Annotated in this window: 14 protein-coding genes; 11 read left to right on the top strand and 3 right to left on the bottom strand. The window is 54.2% G+C overall.

Annotated features, from left to right (window positions below; genetic code table 11):
* Positions 1 to 85 precede the first annotated feature (85 nt).
* Genes Q0K17_RS00785 through Q0K17_RS00770 form a run of 4 tightly spaced genes read left to right on the top strand, consistent with a single transcriptional unit; the run spans position 86 to position 4,660 of the window.
* Complete coding sequence (locus Q0K17_RS00785; RefSeq protein WP_366776597.1) at positions 86 to 1,183, top strand: ABC transporter ATP-binding protein; 1,098 nt, start codon at positions 86 to 88, stop codon at positions 1,181 to 1,183.
* Between the two features lie 3 nt (positions 1,184 to 1,186).
* Positions 1,187 to 2,050: an ABC transporter permease gene (locus Q0K17_RS00780; protein ID WP_294538642.1), complete on the top strand. Its 864-nt coding sequence runs from the start codon at positions 1,187 to 1,189 to the stop codon at positions 2,048 to 2,050.
* Positions 2,051 to 2,069: 19 nt separating this feature from the next.
* On the top strand, positions 2,070 to 3,566 hold the full coding sequence (locus Q0K17_RS00775; RefSeq protein ID WP_294538639.1) for a GldG family protein: 1,497 nt from the start codon (positions 2,070 to 2,072) through the stop codon (positions 3,564 to 3,566).
* A gap of 14 nt (positions 3,567 to 3,580) precedes the next feature.
* Positions 3,581 to 4,660, top strand: a complete 1,080-nt coding sequence (locus Q0K17_RS00770) for a DUF4340 domain-containing protein (RefSeq protein WP_294538636.1) — start codon at positions 3,581 to 3,583, stop codon at positions 4,658 to 4,660.
* 76 nt (positions 4,661 to 4,736) lie between these two features.
* Here Q0K17_RS00770 and Q0K17_RS00765 read toward each other — a convergent pair whose 3' ends face one another.
* Complete coding sequence (locus tag Q0K17_RS00765) at positions 4,737 to 6,059, bottom strand: replication-associated recombination protein A (RefSeq protein ID WP_294538632.1); 1,323 nt, start codon at positions 6,057 to 6,059, stop codon at positions 4,737 to 4,739.
* Positions 6,060 to 6,198: 139 nt separating this feature from the next.
* On the opposite strand from Q0K17_RS00765, the gene Q0K17_RS00760 reads away from it, so the two are divergent.
* Together Q0K17_RS00760 and Q0K17_RS00755 are read left to right on the top strand one after the other, a co-directional pair.
* Positions 6,199 to 7,488: an L-serine ammonia-lyase, iron-sulfur-dependent, subunit alpha gene (locus Q0K17_RS00760; RefSeq protein WP_294538629.1), complete on the top strand. Its 1,290-nt coding sequence runs from the start codon at positions 6,199 to 6,201 to the stop codon at positions 7,486 to 7,488.
* A gap of 116 nt (positions 7,489 to 7,604) precedes the next feature.
* Positions 7,605 to 8,708: an aldo/keto reductase gene (locus tag Q0K17_RS00755; RefSeq protein WP_294538627.1), complete on the top strand. Its 1,104-nt coding sequence runs from the start codon at positions 7,605 to 7,607 to the stop codon at positions 8,706 to 8,708.
* Between the two features lie 42 nt (positions 8,709 to 8,750).
* Here the strand turns inward: Q0K17_RS00755 and Q0K17_RS00750 are convergent, their stop codons facing one another.
* Positions 8,751 to 9,665 (bottom strand): MerR family transcriptional regulator, encoded by a 915-nt coding sequence (locus Q0K17_RS00750; protein WP_294538624.1) that lies wholly within the window; start codon positions 9,663 to 9,665, stop codon positions 8,751 to 8,753.
* Positions 9,666 to 9,759: 94 nt separating this feature from the next.
* Positions 9,760 to 10,524: a 4Fe-4S binding protein gene (locus Q0K17_RS00745; protein ID WP_294538622.1), complete on the bottom strand. Its 765-nt coding sequence runs from the start codon at positions 10,522 to 10,524 to the stop codon at positions 9,760 to 9,762.
* A gap of 183 nt (positions 10,525 to 10,707) precedes the next feature.
* Between Q0K17_RS00745 and miaB the strand changes: the two genes are divergently transcribed.
* The 5 genes from miaB (at position 10,708) to miaA (ending at position 18,292) form a co-directional block, all read left to right on the top strand.
* The gene (gene miaB / locus Q0K17_RS00740) at positions 10,708 to 12,096 is read left to right on the top strand and encodes a tRNA (N6-isopentenyl adenosine(37)-C2)-methylthiotransferase MiaB (RefSeq protein WP_294538620.1); all 1,389 of its coding nucleotides are present in this window, start codon (positions 10,708 to 10,710) and stop codon (positions 12,094 to 12,096) included.
* A gap of 63 nt (positions 12,097 to 12,159) precedes the next feature.
* Positions 12,160 to 12,567 (top strand): YlbF family regulator, encoded by a 408-nt coding sequence (locus Q0K17_RS00735; protein ID WP_294538618.1) that lies wholly within the window; start codon positions 12,160 to 12,162, stop codon positions 12,565 to 12,567.
* A 46-nt stretch (positions 12,568 to 12,613) separates the two neighbouring features.
* The gene (gene mutS / locus Q0K17_RS00730; RefSeq protein WP_294538614.1) at positions 12,614 to 15,226 is read left to right on the top strand and encodes a DNA mismatch repair protein MutS; all 2,613 of its coding nucleotides are present in this window, start codon (positions 12,614 to 12,616) and stop codon (positions 15,224 to 15,226) included.
* A 38-nt stretch (positions 15,227 to 15,264) separates the two neighbouring features.
* Positions 15,265 to 17,349, top strand: coding sequence for a DNA mismatch repair endonuclease MutL (mutL, locus tag Q0K17_RS00725; RefSeq protein ID WP_294538611.1), 2,085 nt, complete (start codon positions 15,265 to 15,267; stop codon positions 17,347 to 17,349).
* Positions 17,342 to 18,292, top strand: a complete 951-nt coding sequence (miaA, locus tag Q0K17_RS00720; protein ID WP_294538608.1) for a tRNA (adenosine(37)-N6)-dimethylallyltransferase MiaA — start codon at positions 17,342 to 17,344, stop codon at positions 18,290 to 18,292. The genes mutL and miaA overlap by 8 nt, the downstream gene beginning before the upstream one ends.
* The last annotated feature ends 9 nt before the right edge of the window (positions 18,293 to 18,301 follow it).

Genomic DNA, 18,301 nt, shown 5'->3' with positions numbered 1-18,301 from the left:
CTATCCCACAATTTTCACAAAATAGGCCTATAATCACAAACGGACATCCGGACGGGCGGCAACGCCTGAAAAAATAAAAAGGGGAGTGTGCATCTTGATCGAAGTCAGCCATCTGACAAAGCGATATGGTTCGCATGTGGCGGTCGATGACATCAGCTTCACAGTGGATGACGGCTGCATTTACGGCCTTCTGGGACCTAACGGCGCAGGCAAATCCACCACCATGAACGTCATCACCGGGTATCTTTCGCCCACCAGCGGTACCGTTACTATTAACGGCCACGACATCCAGGAGGAACCGCAGGCGGCAAAAGCCTGCATTGGGTATCTGCCGGAACTGCCGCCGCTGTACACCGATATGACGGTGCGGGAATACCTGAACTTTGTGGCAGAACTCAAAGGCGTGAAGAAGAAAGCTGCTCGTGCAGCCGATGTGGCAAAAGCTTCCGAGCGGGCCGGACTGCAGGAAATGCAGACGCGTCTGATCCGCAACCTGTCCAAAGGGTATCGCCAGCGCGTGGGCGTAGCGGCCGCGCTGCTGGGAAATCCGGACATCATTATTCTGGACGAACCAACCGTTGGTCTGGACCCGGCGCAGATGATTGAGATCCGTTCCCTGATCCATGATCTGGGAAAAAACCATACGGTGATTCTGTCCAGTCATATTCTGAGTGAAGTACAAACCGTTTGTGACCGTGTTCTGATCATCTCTGGCGGCAAACTGGCGGCACAGGGCACACCCGAAGAGCTGGCGGCACGGCTGGCTGCCAAGGGCGTGATTTCCGCCACGGCACAGGGAAACAAGGATGCTGTCCTGAAGGCGGCCGGCGGTGTTCCCGGCCTGACCGATATCCGTGTGACCGCCGAAAAGGGCGACGAAGTCAGTTTTACGGCTTCCAGCACAGAAGGGACCGACCTTCGCGCAGCGCTCTCTGCAGCACTGGCTGCAGCCGGCTGTCCGGTGCTGAGCCTGAGCAGTCAGAATCTGAGTCTGGAGGATGTATTCCTGCAGCTGACCGAAAGCGACCACACAGCGGACGCCGAAGCAGAGGAACAACCGGTCGATGGACAGATGTCGGAACCGCAGACAGCAACGGCATTGAACACCGATGCATCCGAGCCCTCCTCGGAGCCGGAAGCCCCGGGGGAAGAAACCGCGCCGGACGAAAAGGAGGGGGACTGAGCGATGCTGGCTATCTTCAAACGTGAAACCAAGAGCTATTTTACCAGTATGATCGGATATGTGGTCATTGCGGTTATTCTGGCTTTCATCGGTCTGTATTACAGCGCCAACTGTCTCATCTACGGCACATCTGATTTTTCCATTATCCTGTACTCCACTACATTGGTGATGCTGTTTGTATTGCCGGCACTGTCCATGCGCAGTTTTGCGGATGAACGGCGCAATAAGACGGATCAGCTGCTTCTGACCAGTCCTGTGACAATTCCGGAAATCGTATGGGGCAAATATCTGGCCCAGCTGGTGGTCTTTGCCGTTCCTATGGCGGTGGCCTGCGTGATGCCGCTGATCCTGACCTTCTTTGGAACGGTCTCTCTGACGAGCGCATACGCCACTTTGTTTGCTTATTTTCTGCTGGGAGCTTCCTGCATTGCGGTTGGTACCTTTATTTCTGTCCTGACCGAAAACCAGATCATCGCCTACCTGGCCACTTTCGGCGTACTTCTGGTGGCCTACCTGATGGAGAGTGTTCAGTCTCTTTTCACCTCCGGCAATACACTTGCTTTTATTGTGTTTTGCATCGTACTGGCTGTGGCGGCGGTACTGATCGGGTTGGTGTGTAAAAGTGTCACCATCGGCAGCGGTGTTTTCTGTGGCGGTGCTGTGATCCTGATTCTTTTGTTCCAACTGCGTCCTGCATGGCTTCTGAGCGCATTCAATCGTGCGCTGGATGCATTGGCACTTTTCAATCCTTTTGAGACTTTTGTAGGCGGAATGTTCAGCTTGTCTACTGTGGTTTATTATCTGTCGGTCATCGGGCTGTTTCTGTTCCTGACCGGTCAGGCGCTGGAACGGCGCCGCTGGAACTGAGAAAGGAGGGTTCCTGAATATGAAATTCAAATTCGGCAAAAAGCCCTCCGGTCACACGCCGGCCGCGCAGCCCACAGAGGCGCAGCGCGTGAGCCGGCGCCGGATGCTGCATTCCGGTGCCTACGCCAGCGCTTTGGCGGCCATTGTTCTGGTGGTCGTAATCCTTCTGAACCTTGTGGTCAATGCCATCCCGACCAAATATACGGAATTTGATATATCCACCGGACAGATGTTCACGCTGAGCGAGACGACCGTCAGCATGATGAAATCGCTGGATAAGGATGTGACCGCTTACTATCTGGCGGAAACCGGTAACGAGGACACAAACGTCAGCCGTATTCTGGACCGTTATGCGGGTGAAAGTTCCCATTTCAGCTGGCAGCAGCGCGATCCGGCCCTGTATCCCACCTTTGCCGATCAGTACGATGCCGGTGATGCCAGCACCAACAGTGTGATCCTTGTATGCGGCGACAACCATGTGCTTGTGGATCACAGTGATATGTACGAGTACAATTACTCGGACAGCTACTCTTATACAGTGGACTTTGCGGCTGAAAATGCACTGACCACGGCCATTGCACAGGTCACCCGAGAAAATTCTTACACCATGTACGCCCTGACCGGCCATGGTGAAAGCTCTCTCGGCAGCGATTTCACCGATACACTTTCCAACGCGGGTGTGACGGTAACCGACTTGAATCTGAACACGGGAGAAATTCCTGAAGATGCGGATGCACTGATCATTAATGTGCCGCAGGCGGATTTCAGCGAGTTGGACGCCGATGCACTGCGAGGCTATCTGGCTAACGGCGGCAAGGTCATTGTGGCCACCAGCCTGTTGTATGAGACGCCCAATTTGGATGCGGTGCTGGCGGAATACGGAATGGAACGTCAGGCTGGACTTCTGGTAGAAACAGATCCCAACTACTATGCCTACCGGTATGCGGGTACCTACCTGCTGCCCAATGTCAAAACCAACACCATTACCTCTGGCCTGACGGACGGCATGTTTGTCTTTGCGCCCACCGCCCAGGGAATTGTTACGGTCGAAGAGGACGACAGCACGCAGACGGAGGAGACAGCAGAAACTGAATCCACACTGAGCCACACCTCTTTGCTTTCCACCTCGGATGAAGCCTATTCCATGCTGGACTACGCAACGGCCACTGTACTTCAAAAAGGTGACAACGACCCCACGGGCAGCTTTGATCTGGCTGTGGCAGCTGAAGACGAATCCACCGGAGCCAAACTTGTCTGGATCAACTGCGGCAATATTTTCCTGGATGAAATCAATTCGGCTGTATCCGGCGGTAATGCGCAGCTGCTTGGCAGCATTGTGAACTGGATGAATGGGGAAAAGAACAACGTAGTCATTGACGCCAAGAGCATGAATGCGGAGACCCTGACCGTGCCCAGCGGACTGGTCGCGCCTTTGGGCGTTCTGTTCGTCTTCATCATTCCGCTGGCTTTCCTGCTGGCTGGCATTTTCATCAGTGTAATGCGTCGCCGTCGTTAATGAGGTATCTGTCCATGAAAACAAAAAAATATCTGCCGTTGCTGATTCTGGTCGCTGTCGTGATTGTTCTGGGAGTGGCACTGGTCCTTTTAAACAACCTGGACGAAGATACAGACGACAGTGTAGCTTTATTCGATTTTGACTCTGCCTCTGTAACGGCTCTGGCCTACCGCAATGCGGAAACGGAAGAAACGCTGCTGCAGGACGAGGATGAAAACTGGTATCTGGAACAGGATCCCACTCTGCCGCTGGATCAGGATACGGCTGCCTCCCTGGTTGAAGATTATGCTGGTCTGAAAGCCGCCCGGGATCTTGGCGCAGGCACCGAGACCGAGGACATGGGGCTGGATGAACCGACTATGGTCTTTACCCTGGGAACGGCCGGAGCAGACATTGCTTCGGCAGAGACGGCTTCGTCCGAAACTGCTACCGGCGAGACGGCTTCCGGGGTATATACAGTGACCATCGGAGCTGAGAATTCCATTACGGAAGCGTACTACGCCAAGGTCAGCTGGAACGACCACATCTATACCATCGACAAATCTGATTTGTCCGATCTGATCAAAACACCGCAAGACCTGTACGAAGCGCAGGACATCACCACCCTGGAATCGGATGATGTGACCGGGCTCACATTGGAAACTTCTGGCGAGATCTTGAATTTCACCAAAACGGATGATACCTGGACGCTGACAGATGATCCGAACTATGCGGTGGATCAGGATGTCGTGGAGAAGATGGCCGCAACCATCTGCGATATGGAGTCTGAAATGACTATCACGCACCCGGACAGCGACAGTGTGTATGGTCTTGATGAGCCTCAGGCGGTGGTGACCGTAACCGGTAGCGATGGTACCACCATCACCTGCAGCTTCGGCAACGTTTCGGATGCGGACAGCAGTGTGTGCTATATGCGCTCCAGTCATACGGCTGGGGTGGTTTATGAAGTGAACGCAGACCATCTCTCTGCCTTTGCCTACACCAAAGACACCCTGAAGGCCGCTACCGAAGAAACGGCAGATTCAGACAGTGATGATATCATTGCTGAAAATCCTGTTGGCGGTGAAGATGATTACGCCAGCTCTGCCTCCTGATTGATTGCATCCATACTAACACAGCCCCCATGCAGCAATACCTGCACGGGGGCTGTGTTATTGTTATGGCCAACGTTTATTTACTGTGTTCCTTTTTCCATTCTTTGATTTGGGCAAGACGGGCCTTATACCGGCTTTCCAGACCTTCTTCGGTGGGCTCATAGTATTCCCGGCCAAGCAAACTGTCCGGTAAGCACTGCATGCTTGTAAGCTTATCCGGTTCATTATGGGCATATCGATATCCCTTGCCGTAGTCCAGATTTTTCATCAGCCGGGTGGGCGCATTGCGAATAATCAAAGGCACGGGTTCGGCCAATTGCCGGACAGCATCTGTTTTGGCGTGTTCATAAGCCTTGTAAAGCGCGTTGGATTTGGGTGCCATGGCCATGTAAACAACAGCTTGGGTGAGATGAACCGTACATTCCGGCATGCCAAGAAAATGACAGGCCTGATACGCTGCCACAGCCTGCTCCAGGGCACGCGGATCGGCCAGCCCCACATCCTCGCTGGCAAAACGGATCACACGGCGTGCCACATACAAGGGATCTTCACCGGCTTCCAGCATGCGGGCCAGCCAATAGACGGCTGCGTCCGGGTCGGAATTACGCATGGATTTATGCAGTGCCGAAATCAGATTATAGTGCTCTTCACCGTGCTTGTCATACAGAAGAGATTTCTTCTCCGTGCACTGTTCCAGCGTTTCTTTGCTGACCGTAACACTGCCGTCAGAGTTGACCTCGCCATTCAGAACCACCATTTCCAGGGTGGAAAGGGCCGTGCGGGCATCCCCGTTGGCAAAAACGGCCAGAGCTTCCAGCATATCCGGCTCAATGTGAATCGTTTGCTTCCCGAATCCGCGCTCATCTTTCAGTGCACGCTGCAAAAGAAGAACCAGATCCTCGGTTTTCAGTGCCTGCAGAACAAACACTTTGCAGCGGGAAAGCAAAGCGCCATTGATTTCAAAGGAAGGATTCTCCGTGGTGGCACCAATCAAAATAATGCTGCCTTTTTCCACGAAGGGGAGGAACGCGTCCTGCTGTGCTTTGTTGAAGCGATGAATCTCATCTACGAAGAGGATTGTCTTTTCTCCAAAACGACGGTTGTCCTCTGCCTGCTGCATAACGGTCCGGATCTCTTTAATCCCGCTGGTCACTGCCGAAAAATCGATAAAGGCTGCCTTGGTCCGATTGGCAATGATACGGGCCAATGTGGTTTTCCCCACGCCCGGCGGTCCCCAAAAAATCATGGAGGAGATCTGATCGCTTTCAATCAGGCGCCGCAATACCTTGCCAGAGCCCAAAAGGTGTGTCTGTCCCACATACTCTTCCAAAGTTCGTGGCCGAAGACGTGCCGCCAATGGCTGGGGTGTGGTTTGTTCAAAGAGTGTGGTCTGTTCCACGGCGCTTTCCTCCCAACGAACACAGTACTATCTCACTGATATTATACAACCTTTTGCTGTTGCGGCAAAGATGTATTTTGATTTTTTGGGATGGGTGTAGTATAATGTCGCCCAAACAGGATAGCCGGGAGGAAGGAAAATGAATGAAGTTCTCAGCCGTGATCTGTATCAGGCGTATGTAAACATTTTGCAGGAGGAACTGGTTCCTGCAATGGGATGCACGGAACCCATCGCCCTTGCTTATGCCGCGGCATTGGCAAGACGTGAGCTGGGGTGCATACCGAAGATGGTAACGGTGGCTGTCAGCCCTAATATCATCAAGAACGTCAAAAGTGTGGTGGTTCCCCATACAGGTGGATTGCGTGGGATACAGGCAGCGGTGGCGGCCGGAATGGTGGCCGGAAACGCCGACAAAGAGCTGGAAGTGCTGGCCGAAATCACCGAAGCGGACATCCCGGCAATTTCGGCATGGCGTGACAGGACGCCCATAACGATTACCACATCTGGCAGCGGCTTTTTGCTGGATATTGATGTCACGGTGGCAGGAGATGGCCACACAGCACGGGTCAGACTGGTAGGCGACCATACCAATGTGGTCCATGTGGAAAAAGACGGTCATGTCAGTCTGGATCTGCCCTGCAGTGAAGAGCAGTCCGCCAAACTTACCGACCGGAGTCTGCTGAGCGTGGAACATATCATTACATTTGCAGACCAGCTGGATCCGGATGATGTGCGCCAGACTTTGCAGAGGCAGATCGACTATAACATGGCTATTGCGCAAGAGGGCCTGCGTGGAGATTATGGAGCGAACATCGGCAGTATTCTTCTGCAGGCATATGGAGATGAGGTCCATAACCGTGCCAAAGCAATGGCTGCGGCCGGATCGGATGCCCGTATGAATGGCTGCGAACTGCCAGTCGTGATCAACTCCGGAAGCGGCAACCAGGGGTTGACGGCCTCCCTGCCTGTGGTTGTCTATGCCAAGCAGATGGGGGCAACCCAGACACAGCTGTACCGTGCTCTGGCTGTCTCCAATCTTGTGACCATCCATATCAAGACCGGTATCGGAAAACTAAGCGCCTTCTGCGGGGCTGTGGCAGCCGGCGTGGGCGCGGGGGCCGGCGTATGTTATCTGCATGGTGGCCGCTATAATGAAATCTCTCACACCATTGTAAATGCCATTGCGGTGGATTCTGGCATGATCTGCGACGGAGCCAAGGCCAGCTGTGCAGCAAAAATAGCCTCCGCGGTGGAAGCCGGTTTGCTTGGCATGGAGATGCAGGCCCATGGAACCCAGTTTTACAGCGGTGACGGCATTGTGACAAAGGGTGTTGAGAACAATATCCGAAATGTCGGGGCCTTGGCCCGGGAAGGAATGCGGGAAACAGACAAAACCATCATCCGTATGATGACCGATGGATGCTGCTGAGACTGTAAACTATAAGATTATACGGTGCAATCCAATTGATTCTTCCACTCTTCCGTTGCCTCCGGTACAATAGGGACAGCATAGCAGTGACCGAAAGGTCAAAGGAGGCTTTATCGATGGAATATCGCAGATTGCCCCATGGCAGTAACAGGGAAGTATTCAGTGTGCTGGGACTGGGGATGGGAGGAATCCAAAAAAGCCCCGCAGAGGAAATCGAAGCGGTCGTGCGGCTTGCGCTTCAAAACGGGATCAACTTTTTTGATTTGTGTGCGGGCGGCGCGAACGTATATGCTCCTTTCGGAAAGGCGATTGCCGGTCAGAGGGAGCGTGTATTTTTCCAGCTTCATTTCGGTGCTGTCTATAATGATGCGGGAGAATATGGCTGGTCGCGTGACCTGGAGGAGATTCAACGCACCTTTGAATGGGAGATGAAAATCCTTGGCACAAGTTATGCGGACTTTGGATTTCTGCATTGCGTGGATGAGGAAAAGGATCTGGAAGAACTCCTTGCATCCGGAGTCCTTGATTACATAAAGGAGCTCAAACAGAAAGGGATTGTGCGTCATATCGGATTTTCGTCCCATACACCGGCGGTGGCGCAAAAAGCGCTGGATACCGGACTAATGGATATGATGATGTTTTCCTTGAACCCGGCTTATGATCTGGAACAGGGCGACGAACTGGGCATTGGAACCGTGAATGAGCGGGCGGCCCTTCTGCGCCGTTGTCAGGTCATGGGTGTCGGTGTTTCGGTAATGAAGCCATTCCATGGCGGCAAGCTGCTGGACGGGGCAACTTCTCCCTTCGGCACTGCCATGACTCATGATCAATGCCTTCAATACGCCATGGACCGCCCGGGAGTACTTACGGTACTGCCCGGGGTGCGAGGAATGCAGGATCTGAAAAAGCTGCTGAACTTTCTGCAGGCGGATGGGGAGCAGCGGGATTATTCCATGATCGCCCACTTCTCCCCAAAAGAGGTATATGGCAGCTGTGTCTACTGCAATCATTGCCAGCCCTGTCCGGCAGGAATCGACATTGGGTTGGTCAACAAGTATTATGATCTGGCCCGTGCCGGGGACCGGATGGCAAGAGAACATTACCGGAAACTGTCTGTCAAGGCGGATGCTTGTATCGGATGCGGGCGGTGCGACCGACGCTGTCCGTTCCATGTGGTGCAAAGCGACCGCATGTCTGAGATCGCCGGATATTTCGGATAAAAGACTCCCCTATGCCCAAAAGCACGGGGGAGTCTTTACTTCTTATTTTGTCTGGTCATTGAAATGATAATAATAGTTAAACCAGGCAGTCAGGCCGCACATGACGGCAAGGGCTGTAACGGTAAAAACACCGATAAAAATATCTTCGGCCGATTGTCCGGGGGCAAAAAGCCATCCGGAGCAGGAAATCATAATCATGGCAAACAAAAACAAAGAGGGCAGGGAACAGCGCAGAATCCGAAGCAGCCGGCGACGGACGGGCAAAACGGATGCGTCAGCTTCCATATCTGTGCAGCAATGGCACCGGACAATGGCCAACGGTGTGCTGAAATATCGATATCCCATGCGGCGATAGATTCGCTGTGCCTCGTATTCCACACCGTTCATGACAAAATGAGGGTACATACCTTCCCGGGTAATTACGAGATCCTTGTTGCTTGCCCGTGCCCAGGCAAGCAACGCGTCTGTGAATTCGCGGGGATTGTTGACCGGTCCGTCTGGCACAAAAGTAAAATCTTCTTTGTGCTGGGCTTGGACCACGCGCTTATAGTCGTTGACCCATCCGGCGAAGAACCCGCCATTTGAGGTGCCGCTTTCCATTTTTGTCAGGCATGCATCCACATCGAGCCGGCTGACATCCGGGGCTTTGCTTTTCAGCTCCCGACAAAAGCGAAGGGCAGCTTGCAGTTCTTCTGATTTTGCTTTCAGGCGCAGTTCCTGCTGCTGTAAACCCAAGGGCAGCGTCACAGACCCATCCAGCACCCCGCGAATATCTTCCAAAGGCATATCCAGCATCCGAAGTATGCGGATGAGCTTGAGAATATGTACATCTTTTTCGGAGTATATCCGGTAGTCGTTGTCCGGGTTGCGCTGCGGAGACAATAATCCTTCTTTTTCATAGTAACGGATGTTCTGCGGGGATACGCCACTGTGCTGGGAGGCCTGTTTGATGTTCATCAAAGCTGTCCACCGTCCTTTCAATGGCAGTATAAACCTTGAAGTTGGTAGAAGGTCAAGATACCGGAGCGCACTTTTTCGGATTTTCAGAAAATCACAGGAAAAGCTCGTTTGCTTTTCGATCCGAGCACAGCTTTGACAGTTTTTGTTCAGTAGCAGCTACCTTTTCCGGTTCGGCACGCCGGCTGTGTGTCGGGCATACGGCGACGCACTGCATACAGCTGATGCACAGGTTGTTGTCCACCTCTGCGGGATTTTGCGTGGAGATGGCACCTGTGGGGCACAGCGAGGCACAGGTACCGCAGGCCATGCAGCTGGCATCCGGCATGGGAATCATCCCCACACCGCCGAAAGCACGATATGGCCGATGGCCGGGGAACTTTGGCACGGCGGCTAAGGATCCAGTCTGGAGCTTCTGCATGATCTGACGCCCGAACGTTTTCAGTTCCGCAATGTCTTTTTCATCCGGTCGGCCGGTGGCGTAGCAATGTGCAATGGAGTGCTCTGCAATAGCAGCGGCCCCTGCTACGCAGCGAAAGCCGGCAGCTTCGGCCAGGTCCATCATTTCCGCAAAGGTGTCGTCGAAAGCACGATTGCCATACACAACCAACAAAACAGCCAACGCGCCGTTGCCATGCATGCAAGCTATGCGCTGGGCAGCCGGAACAGGGACACGGCCGCCGAAACTGGGCACAGAAAACACGCAGATATCCTCTTTTGAGAATGCCAAAGAAGAATAGTCGGACCGGGAATCGCACAGATCCACCTTATGTACAGGCAGATCCAGTCCGGCACAAAGAGCGTCAGAGGCTTTTTGGGTGCCGCCGGTCGGGCTGAAAACAAGGGAATACAGGTTCATGGCAAATGCCCTCCTTACTTGATTTTACCATTATAGCACCGGCAGGCTTTCCTGCAAAGCAGAAGGGCGGGGCAAAAATCCTTTTGGATACATCTTGTACTTTTTGGGGCTGTGCGATATACTATTATGGTATATCTGGGCGTATGCCCTTTTGAACTTACATACAATGGCAGGAGATCAATCTTGGAAAAACTGACCTACACCCATGACGCGCAGGCTGCTGCCGTGATCGCGTCTGTTTATCAGGATGCGCCGCCTTTGGCGTATGTGCACAGCTACGGCTGCCAGCAGAATGTGAACGACGGGGAAAAAATCCGCGGTGTTCTTATGGACGTTGGCTTTGGCATGTGCGAAAATGTGGAGCAGGCTGACCTGATTCTGTTCAATACATGTGCTGTGCGTGAACATGCCGAGCAGCGGGTATTCGGCAATGTGGGCGCCTTGAAGAAGCTGAAAGAAAAAAATCCCAGACTGGTCATCGGCGTCTGCGGCTGTATGGCGCAGCAGCAGCACATCGTGGACAAGCTGCGCAAAAGCTATCCCTACGTGGACCTGGTATTTGGCGTGGATGGCATCGACCGTTTGCCCGCCATGCTTGCGGAACGTTTCCGCCGCGGAAAGCGGTATCTGGAAGATCCCAAATCCAGAAACGCCGTGGTGGAGGATTTGCCTATCCGGCGTGACTCCGGCTTCCGTGCCTGGCTGCCTATCATGTATGGGTGCGACAATTTCTGCACGTACTGCATCGTGCCTTATGTGCGCGGGCGGGAACGCAGCCGGGAACCCGAAGATATTCTGGCGGAATTCAAACAGCTGATCGAGCAGGGATACAAAGAGATCACTTTGCTGGGGCAGAACGTCAACAGTTATGGCAAAGGTTTGGCCAATCCGATCGATTTCGCCGACTTGCTCAATCTGCTGTGTGAAGTACCCGGAGATTACCAGATCCGCTTTATGACAAGCCATCCCAAAGATGCCAGCCGCAAACTTATCGACACCATTGCGGCACAGCCCCATCTGTGCAAACACATCCATCTCCCTGTACAGTCCGGCAGCAACCGGATTCTCAAGGAGATGAACCGGCACTATACGGTGGAACAATACCTGGATCTTGTCAACTACGCCCGGAACAAAATTCCCGGTGTGACTTTCTCCAGCGACATCATTGTGGGATTCCCCGGGGAAACAGAAGAGGATTTCGAAAAGACACTGGAACTGGTGGAAGCTGTGGGATACATGCAGCTGTTTACCTTTATATATTCCAAGCGGGAAGGCACCCCTGCGGCCAGGATGGAGGATCCTGTCACCCACGCCGAGAAGGCTGCTCGTATGGATCGTCTGCTCCGCACCCAGGACCGCATTGCTTTTGCAGCGATTGCACAGCTGGTGGGCCAAACCGTTCGGGTCCTTGTGGAAGGCGCCGGACGCCTGGAAGGCACTCTCAATGGCCGTCTGGACAACAATCTCGTAGTAGAATTTGCCAGCCATGAAGAGCTGGTGGGGCAATACGCGCAGGTTCGTCTTACCGGCTCCCGGGCCGCGTTGCTGTTGGGTGAGCTTGTCACTGAATAAGCGGACCGGTTCCGGCTATACTGCTGTTTTAAGAAAATAAACACAACCAAAGGAGATATTATTATGGATTGCATCGATCTTTTCAAGAAGGCCGCTATGGCATTGCAGACTGACCCCCGCTATCTGGAACTGGATGCCGCGCGCCGGGAAAACGATATGGACCAGGAACTGCAGAACCTGATCGGGGAGTTCAACCTGGCGCGTCTGGATCTGAACAACGAGACCTCCAAGAGCACCACCGATCATGAGCGCGTGGCCGAACTGAACAAAAAGGTCAATGATCTGTACAGCCAAATCATGGCCAGCGAAGGCATGGTGCGCTACAATGCCGCCAAGTCCGAGTGTGAAGCGCTGATCAATCACATCGACGCCATTATCAATACCGCCATGAATGGCGGCGATCCCATGACCGTGAACCCGCCCCAGAGCGGCTGCACCGGCAGCTGCGCCACTTGCGGCGGTTGCCACTGAGACAGACACAAGGACAAGGGCCCAGAAAGAAGCAGGAGTGTGAAGCATGGCCGGACAAAGTGTATCGCCCATGATGCAGCAATATTTTGAAATCAAGAAGCAGCATCCCAATGAGATCCTCTTTTATCGCGTGGGGGATTTCTATGAGATGTTTTATGACGATGCCCTGACGGCTTCCCGCGAACTGGAGCTGACCCTGACGGGGAAGGCCTGCGGCCAGGAAGAGCGTGCTCCCATGTGTGGGGTGCCCTTCCACTCCTATGAAATTTATGTGGCACGCCTGATCGCCAAGGGATACAAGGTCGCTATCTGTGAACAGATGGAAGACCCGGCCACTGCCAAAGGACTGGTGAAGCGGGATATCATTCGCGTGGTGACTCCCGGCACCGTGATCGAGAGCAGCATGCTGGCCGAAGACAAGAACAACTACCTGTGTTCCATCTATGCCAAAAAAGTCCGCGGAGGCTGGAAAGCCGGTATTTGTTTTGCGGATATTTCCACCGGTGAAGCTTACGCCACTGAATTGCATAATGAAAAAATGGGCGGCGCGCTCATTACCGAGCTGTGCCGGTATATGCCCAGTGAGATCCTCATCAATCCGGCGGTGCTGGACCTGAAAGATCTGACCAACTATATCAAGCAGCATACCAATGCTCTGGTGGAACTGCGGGAGGACTCCTGCTACAAGCAGGCTGTGGTGGAGAGCATGCTCAGTCGTCAGTTCGGTGAGGACTGGAACAAGAGCTGCGGTTTCGCCCCCGATGGATTCGTGCCACAGGCTTTCGGAGCCTTGCTCGGGTATCTTTACGAGACCCAGAAACATGGTACCGAGCGCATCAAGGCGGTGCAGAACTACGCCGATGCCCAGTACATGCGGCTTTCCGCGGTGACTCGTGCCAACCTGGAACTGACCGAGACCATGCGGGGCCGGGAAAAGAAGGGCACCCTGCTCTGGGTGCTGGACAAGACTGAAACTTCCATGGGTAAGCGAATGCTGCGCTCCTGGATCGAGCAGCCGCTGGTGGACAACAAGGTTATTAACGAGCGTCTGGACGCGGTGGAAGCACTGTACAATGCCAATGTGGGACGGGCCGAACTGAAAGAAGCTCTCTCCCATGTGTTCGACATCGAACGCCTGACCACCCGCATTCTGTACGGTTCGGCCACGCCCCGGGAGGTCAAAGCTTTGGGCGACACCTGCCAGCGTCTGCCCCAGGTCAAGGAACAGGCTGCCGCAGCCGGTGCCAAACTGCTGAATGATTTGGCTGAAGCCGTTGATCCGCTGTCTGACATTCTGGATAAGGTCAGCCGTGCTTTGGTGGACGATCCGCCGGCCAACCTCAAGGATGGGGGCGCCATCCGGGAAGGCTATAATGCCGAAGTGGATGAGCTGCGGGATATCATGCATGGCGGCAAAGGCGTTCTTTCCCAGCTGGAAGCCGACCTGCGCCAGCAAACCGGCATCCCCAAGCTGAAGATCGGCTTCAACAAGGTCTTCGGCTATTACATTGAAGTGAGCCGCAGCTATGTGGGCAGTGTGCCGGAAACCTTTACCCGCAAGCAGACCCTGACCACGGGCGAACGCTATATCACCCCCGAACTGAAGGAACTGGAAAACAAGATTCTGGGCGCCAACGAACGACTGCTGGCACTGGAACATCAGCTTTTCTCCGAACTTCTCAATGATATTTCTGCGCAGCTGCTGCGTATCCAGCGCACCGCCACGGCTGTAGCCCAGCTGGATGTGCTTGCCTCCTTTGCGGAAGCGGCTGTACAGAACAATTACGTCAAGCCCACGGTGGACGACAGCGACGTGCTGGATATTGCGGAAGGCCGTCACCCAGTAATTGAACAGATGCTCAAATCCAGCCTGTTTGTACCCAATGACACCACCCTGGATGAGGGCGAAAACCGTATGCTGATTATCACCGGTCCCAATATGGCAGGCAAATCTACCTACATGCGCCAGAATGCCCTGATTGCACTGATGGCCCAGATCGGCTCTTTCGTGCCGGCGGCCAAGTGCCGGGTAGGTGTAGTGGATGCCATCTTTACCCGCGTAGGGGCTTCCGACGATCTGGCCGCCGGTCAATCCACCTTTATGGTGGAGATGACTGAAGTGGCCGAAATTCTGCGCAATGCAACCAAATCCAGTCTGGTTATTCTGGATGAGATCGGCCGTGGAACTTCGACCTTTGACGGCATGAGCATTGCCCGCGCCGTGGTAGAATACATCTGCGACAACATCGGATGCAAAACGTTGTTCGCCACCCATTACCATGAACTGACCAGCATGGACAAGGATGTTTTCGGGGTGAAAAACTATAACATTGCCGTCAAGAAACGCGGGGAAGATATCACCTTCCTGCGCCGTATCGTGTCCGGCCCTGCGGATGACAGTTATGGCATAGAGGTCGCCAAACTTGCCGGACTGCCGGATGCTGTCATCAAGCGTGCACACAAGGTACTGCGCCAGCTGGAAGCCACCGCGCCCGGAGCCAACGCATCCATGCAGCTGGACTTTGAAACGGTGGAAGCCTACAACAATCCCACCGTTCCCAGTGAGGTGGTGGATAAACTCCACCAGATCGATGTGGAGACGCTGACGCCGTTGGAGGCCTTGAACTTCCTGTATGAACTCAAGCAGGCGCTGAAGTGAGGTGCCCCCTGATTTAGAGAAAAGGCAGGTGAATTGACATGGCACAGATTCATGTGCTGGATAAACATACCGCTGAATTGATTGCAGCGGGTGAGGTAGTAGAACGCCCTGCCTCGGTGGCAAAGGAATTGTTGGAAAATGCAATCGACGCAGGCGCTACGCAGATCAGCCTCTCCATCGTCCGCGGCGGTATTCAACAGCTGCAGATTTCGGATAACGGCAGCGGCATTGAGGCGGAATCCATTGAAAACGCATTCGTCCGTCATGCTACCAGCAAGATAACCACCGCGGATGATCTGACGCATATTCACACGTTGGGGTTCCGAGGGGAGGCGTTGGCTTCCATCGCCAGTGTGGCCAGGGTGGAACTTCTGACAAAGACCGATGCCGACGAATTCGCCTATTGCTATCGTATCGAAGGCGGAGAAGCCCTGGGCCTGGAACCGGGAGCCCGTGGACGCGGAACGACCATCACGGTGAATGACCTGTTCTATAACACTCCCGCCCGCATGAAGTTCCTGAAAAAGGATGTAAGTGAAGGAACCTTTGTGGCGGATGCTGTGATGCATGTGGCGCTTTCCCATCCGGAAATTTCTTTCCGGTTTGTGCGGGATGGCAAACAGCAGTTCGTTACGCCCGGGGACGGTTCGCTGCGCAGTGCGGCTTATGCGGTTCTGGGACGGGAATTTTCCCGGGATTTGCTGGAACTGGAAGGGGAAAATGGGGTCTATAAAATAAAAGGGCTCATCACGCCCCCCCGTGCCTGCCGTGCTTCCCGAAGCGCCCAGCACTTTTACGTAAACGGCCGCTATGTCAAGAACCGCACCATGATGGCCGGATTGGAAAACGCATACAAGGGCACCCTCATGCAGGGACGTTTTCCCGGGGCGATCCTCATGCTGGACATGCCGGCTGAGTTGGTGGATGTCAATGTTCATCCGGCCAAAACCGAAATTCGTTTTGCCCGGGAAAGTGACGTGTTTGATACCGTCTATCGGGCCGTCCGCTCGGCACTGACCACCCCTGGAAGTGGGGAATGTCGTTTTGAACTGGGACACAAGGCTCCTGAAGAGGCCGAAAGTGCGCCGCAGCCTGTCCGGACGCCCGCAGCCGCTGCAGGTGTGTCTGCTCCGCATTCTGCATCACCGCAGCCGCAGAAGCACTTTTCGACCTTGTCGGCGGCGGAATTTCGGGCCCTTCATCAGATGACTGCCGGGGTAACCCCGCGCCCTGTTCCCGGGCTGCAGACACCGGCACCGCAGCCGGATGAGGTGGTTTTGGAATCTGTGCCGGCAGCTTCCGAAGCGGTTCTGGATATACTGCCGGATTTGTCGGAACCGGTCCCGCCTGTGCCGCAGAAGAATCCGGAAGAAGTTTCTTGCCCGCCGGCTGATGTCTTTTCCTCTGCGCCTGCCGCAGAGGAAAAGGTGTCAGAAAGCACCAGCGCCGGAACGGAGATCGAACATCAGGCAGAGAAAGCACCACAGCATGCCCTCAGTGCCTTGCCGGCAGAAGCCCCTGAGCAGACCACCTTTGATCCCGAACCGGCCAGCAAGCCGCTGCGTCTGGTGGGAGAGGTTTTCAAGACTTACATCATTACCGAGCGCGATGGAGAAATGTGCCTGATCGATAAACATGCGGCACATGAGCGTATTCTGTTTGAGAGTCTGTCCCGGGACTATGGAAATGTACCGGCACAGATGCTCTTGATGCCGGTTCAGGTGAATATGAGCGCCCAGGAAAAGCTGGCAATTCTGCAGAATCAGGAACTTTTGCAGAACGCCGGCATCGAAGCGGAGGATTACGGCGGCCCTACAGTGGTCGTACGGGCAGTCCCCGCAGACGTGCCGGTGGACGATGTATCCGATATGATTCTGGAACTGGCCAATCACCTGCAGAACGGTGCTCATGATGCTCTGCGCGAAAAAACGGAATGGGTTCTGCATTCCATTGCCTGCCGTGCAGCTATTAAGGCAGGGGACAAGACCAACGCTGAAGAGATGATGGCCTTGGCACAAAAGATTATGGACGGCACTGTGCCGCCGTTTTGCCCTCATGGGCGCCCCTGCGTGCTGAAAATTACCCGGAAGGAGCTGGAAAAGCAGTTTGGTCGCCTTGTCTGAAAATGTCAAGCCCTGCGTTGTGGCTATCGGTGGTCCGACGGCCACAGGAAAAACCGCTCTTTCAGTGGCGCTGGCCCATCGCTTCCATGCGGAGGTGATCAGTGCCGATTCCATGCAGATTTACCGGGGGCTGGACATCGGAACCGCAAAAGTGACGGCGGAAGAATGTTGCGGGATTCCGCACCATCTGGTCGATATTCTGGATCCAGCGTCGCCATTCAGTGTAGCGGATTTTGTGGCGGCTGCGGATCGCTGCATTCGGAACATCACCGCTGCAGACCGTTTGCCGTTGGTTGTTGGCGGAACAGGGCTGTATATCACAAGCCTGCTGAACGGACTGGACTTTGCACCTGAAAAGGGAAGTCAGGATGTCCGCGCAGAGCTGGAACGTCGGGCACAGACACAGGGCCGAGAAAGTCTGTATCAGGAACTGCAGCAGATTGATCCCGAGTATGCTGCCATGGTACATCCCAATAATCTGCCGCGTGTTATCCGTGCGCTGGAACTTTATCAGACTACCGGACGCCGGATGAGTGAACAGCGTAAAGAAGCGCGCAAGGCAGAACCGCCGTATCGGTCGCTTTGTCTGTGCCTTGGCTATCATGACAGAACGCTTCTGTACCGCCGTATCGACGAGCGCGTGGACCGGATGCTGCAGATGGGAATTCTGGAGGAAGCATACAGGGTCTATGAGAACAGAGACCAGTACCGAACGGCAGCCCAAGCGATCGGTTATAAGGAATTCTTTCCGTATTTTGAGGGAGTCATGTCCCTGGAAGACTGTCTGGCCAAGCTGAAACAGGCTTCCCGCAACTACGCCAAGAGACAGTTGACATGGTTCCGTCACCAGCAGGACGCGGTTTGGCTGTATGTTGACGAACTTGATGGCCCGTCGCTGGAACAGAGAGCGGCCACACAAATTTCCGCATTTTTACAGCACTGATAAAGGAGG

The organism is uncultured Gemmiger sp. (assembly GCA_944388105.1).
Taxonomy (GTDB): domain Bacteria; phylum Bacillota; class Clostridia; order Oscillospirales; family Ruminococcaceae; genus Gemmiger.
The sequence above is the reverse complement of the archived record's forward strand: the minus strand, read 5'-3'. Positions and strand labels throughout refer to the sequence as shown.

Coding starts and splice junctions, on each gene's coding strand:
- Q0K17_RS00780 (WP_294538642.1), top strand. CDS start 1,187: ATGCTGGCTATCTTCAAACGTGAAACCAAGAGCTATTTTACCAGTATG.
- Q0K17_RS00775 (WP_294538639.1), top strand. CDS start 2,070: ATGAAATTCAAATTCGGCAAAAAGCCCTCCGGTCACACGCCGGCCGCG.
- Q0K17_RS00770 (WP_294538636.1), top strand. CDS start 3,581: ATGAAAACAAAAAAATATCTGCCGTTGCTGATTCTGGTCGCTGTCGTG.
- Q0K17_RS00760 (WP_294538629.1), top strand. CDS start 6,199: ATGAATGAAGTTCTCAGCCGTGATCTGTATCAGGCGTATGTAAACATT.
- Q0K17_RS00755 (WP_294538627.1), top strand. CDS start 7,605: ATGGAATATCGCAGATTGCCCCATGGCAGTAACAGGGAAGTATTCAGT.
- Q0K17_RS00750 (WP_294538624.1), bottom strand. CDS start 9,665: ATGAACATCAAACAGGCCTCCCAGCACAGTGGCGTATCCCCGCAGAAC.
- Q0K17_RS00745 (WP_294538622.1), bottom strand. CDS start 10,524: ATGAACCTGTATTCCCTTGTTTTCAGCCCGACCGGCGGCACCCAAAAA.
- Q0K17_RS00735 (WP_294538618.1), top strand. CDS start 12,160: ATGGATTGCATCGATCTTTTCAAGAAGGCCGCTATGGCATTGCAGACT.
- mutS (WP_294538614.1), top strand. CDS start 12,614: ATGGCCGGACAAAGTGTATCGCCCATGATGCAGCAATATTTTGAAATC.
- mutL (WP_294538611.1), top strand. CDS start 15,265: ATGGCACAGATTCATGTGCTGGATAAACATACCGCTGAATTGATTGCA.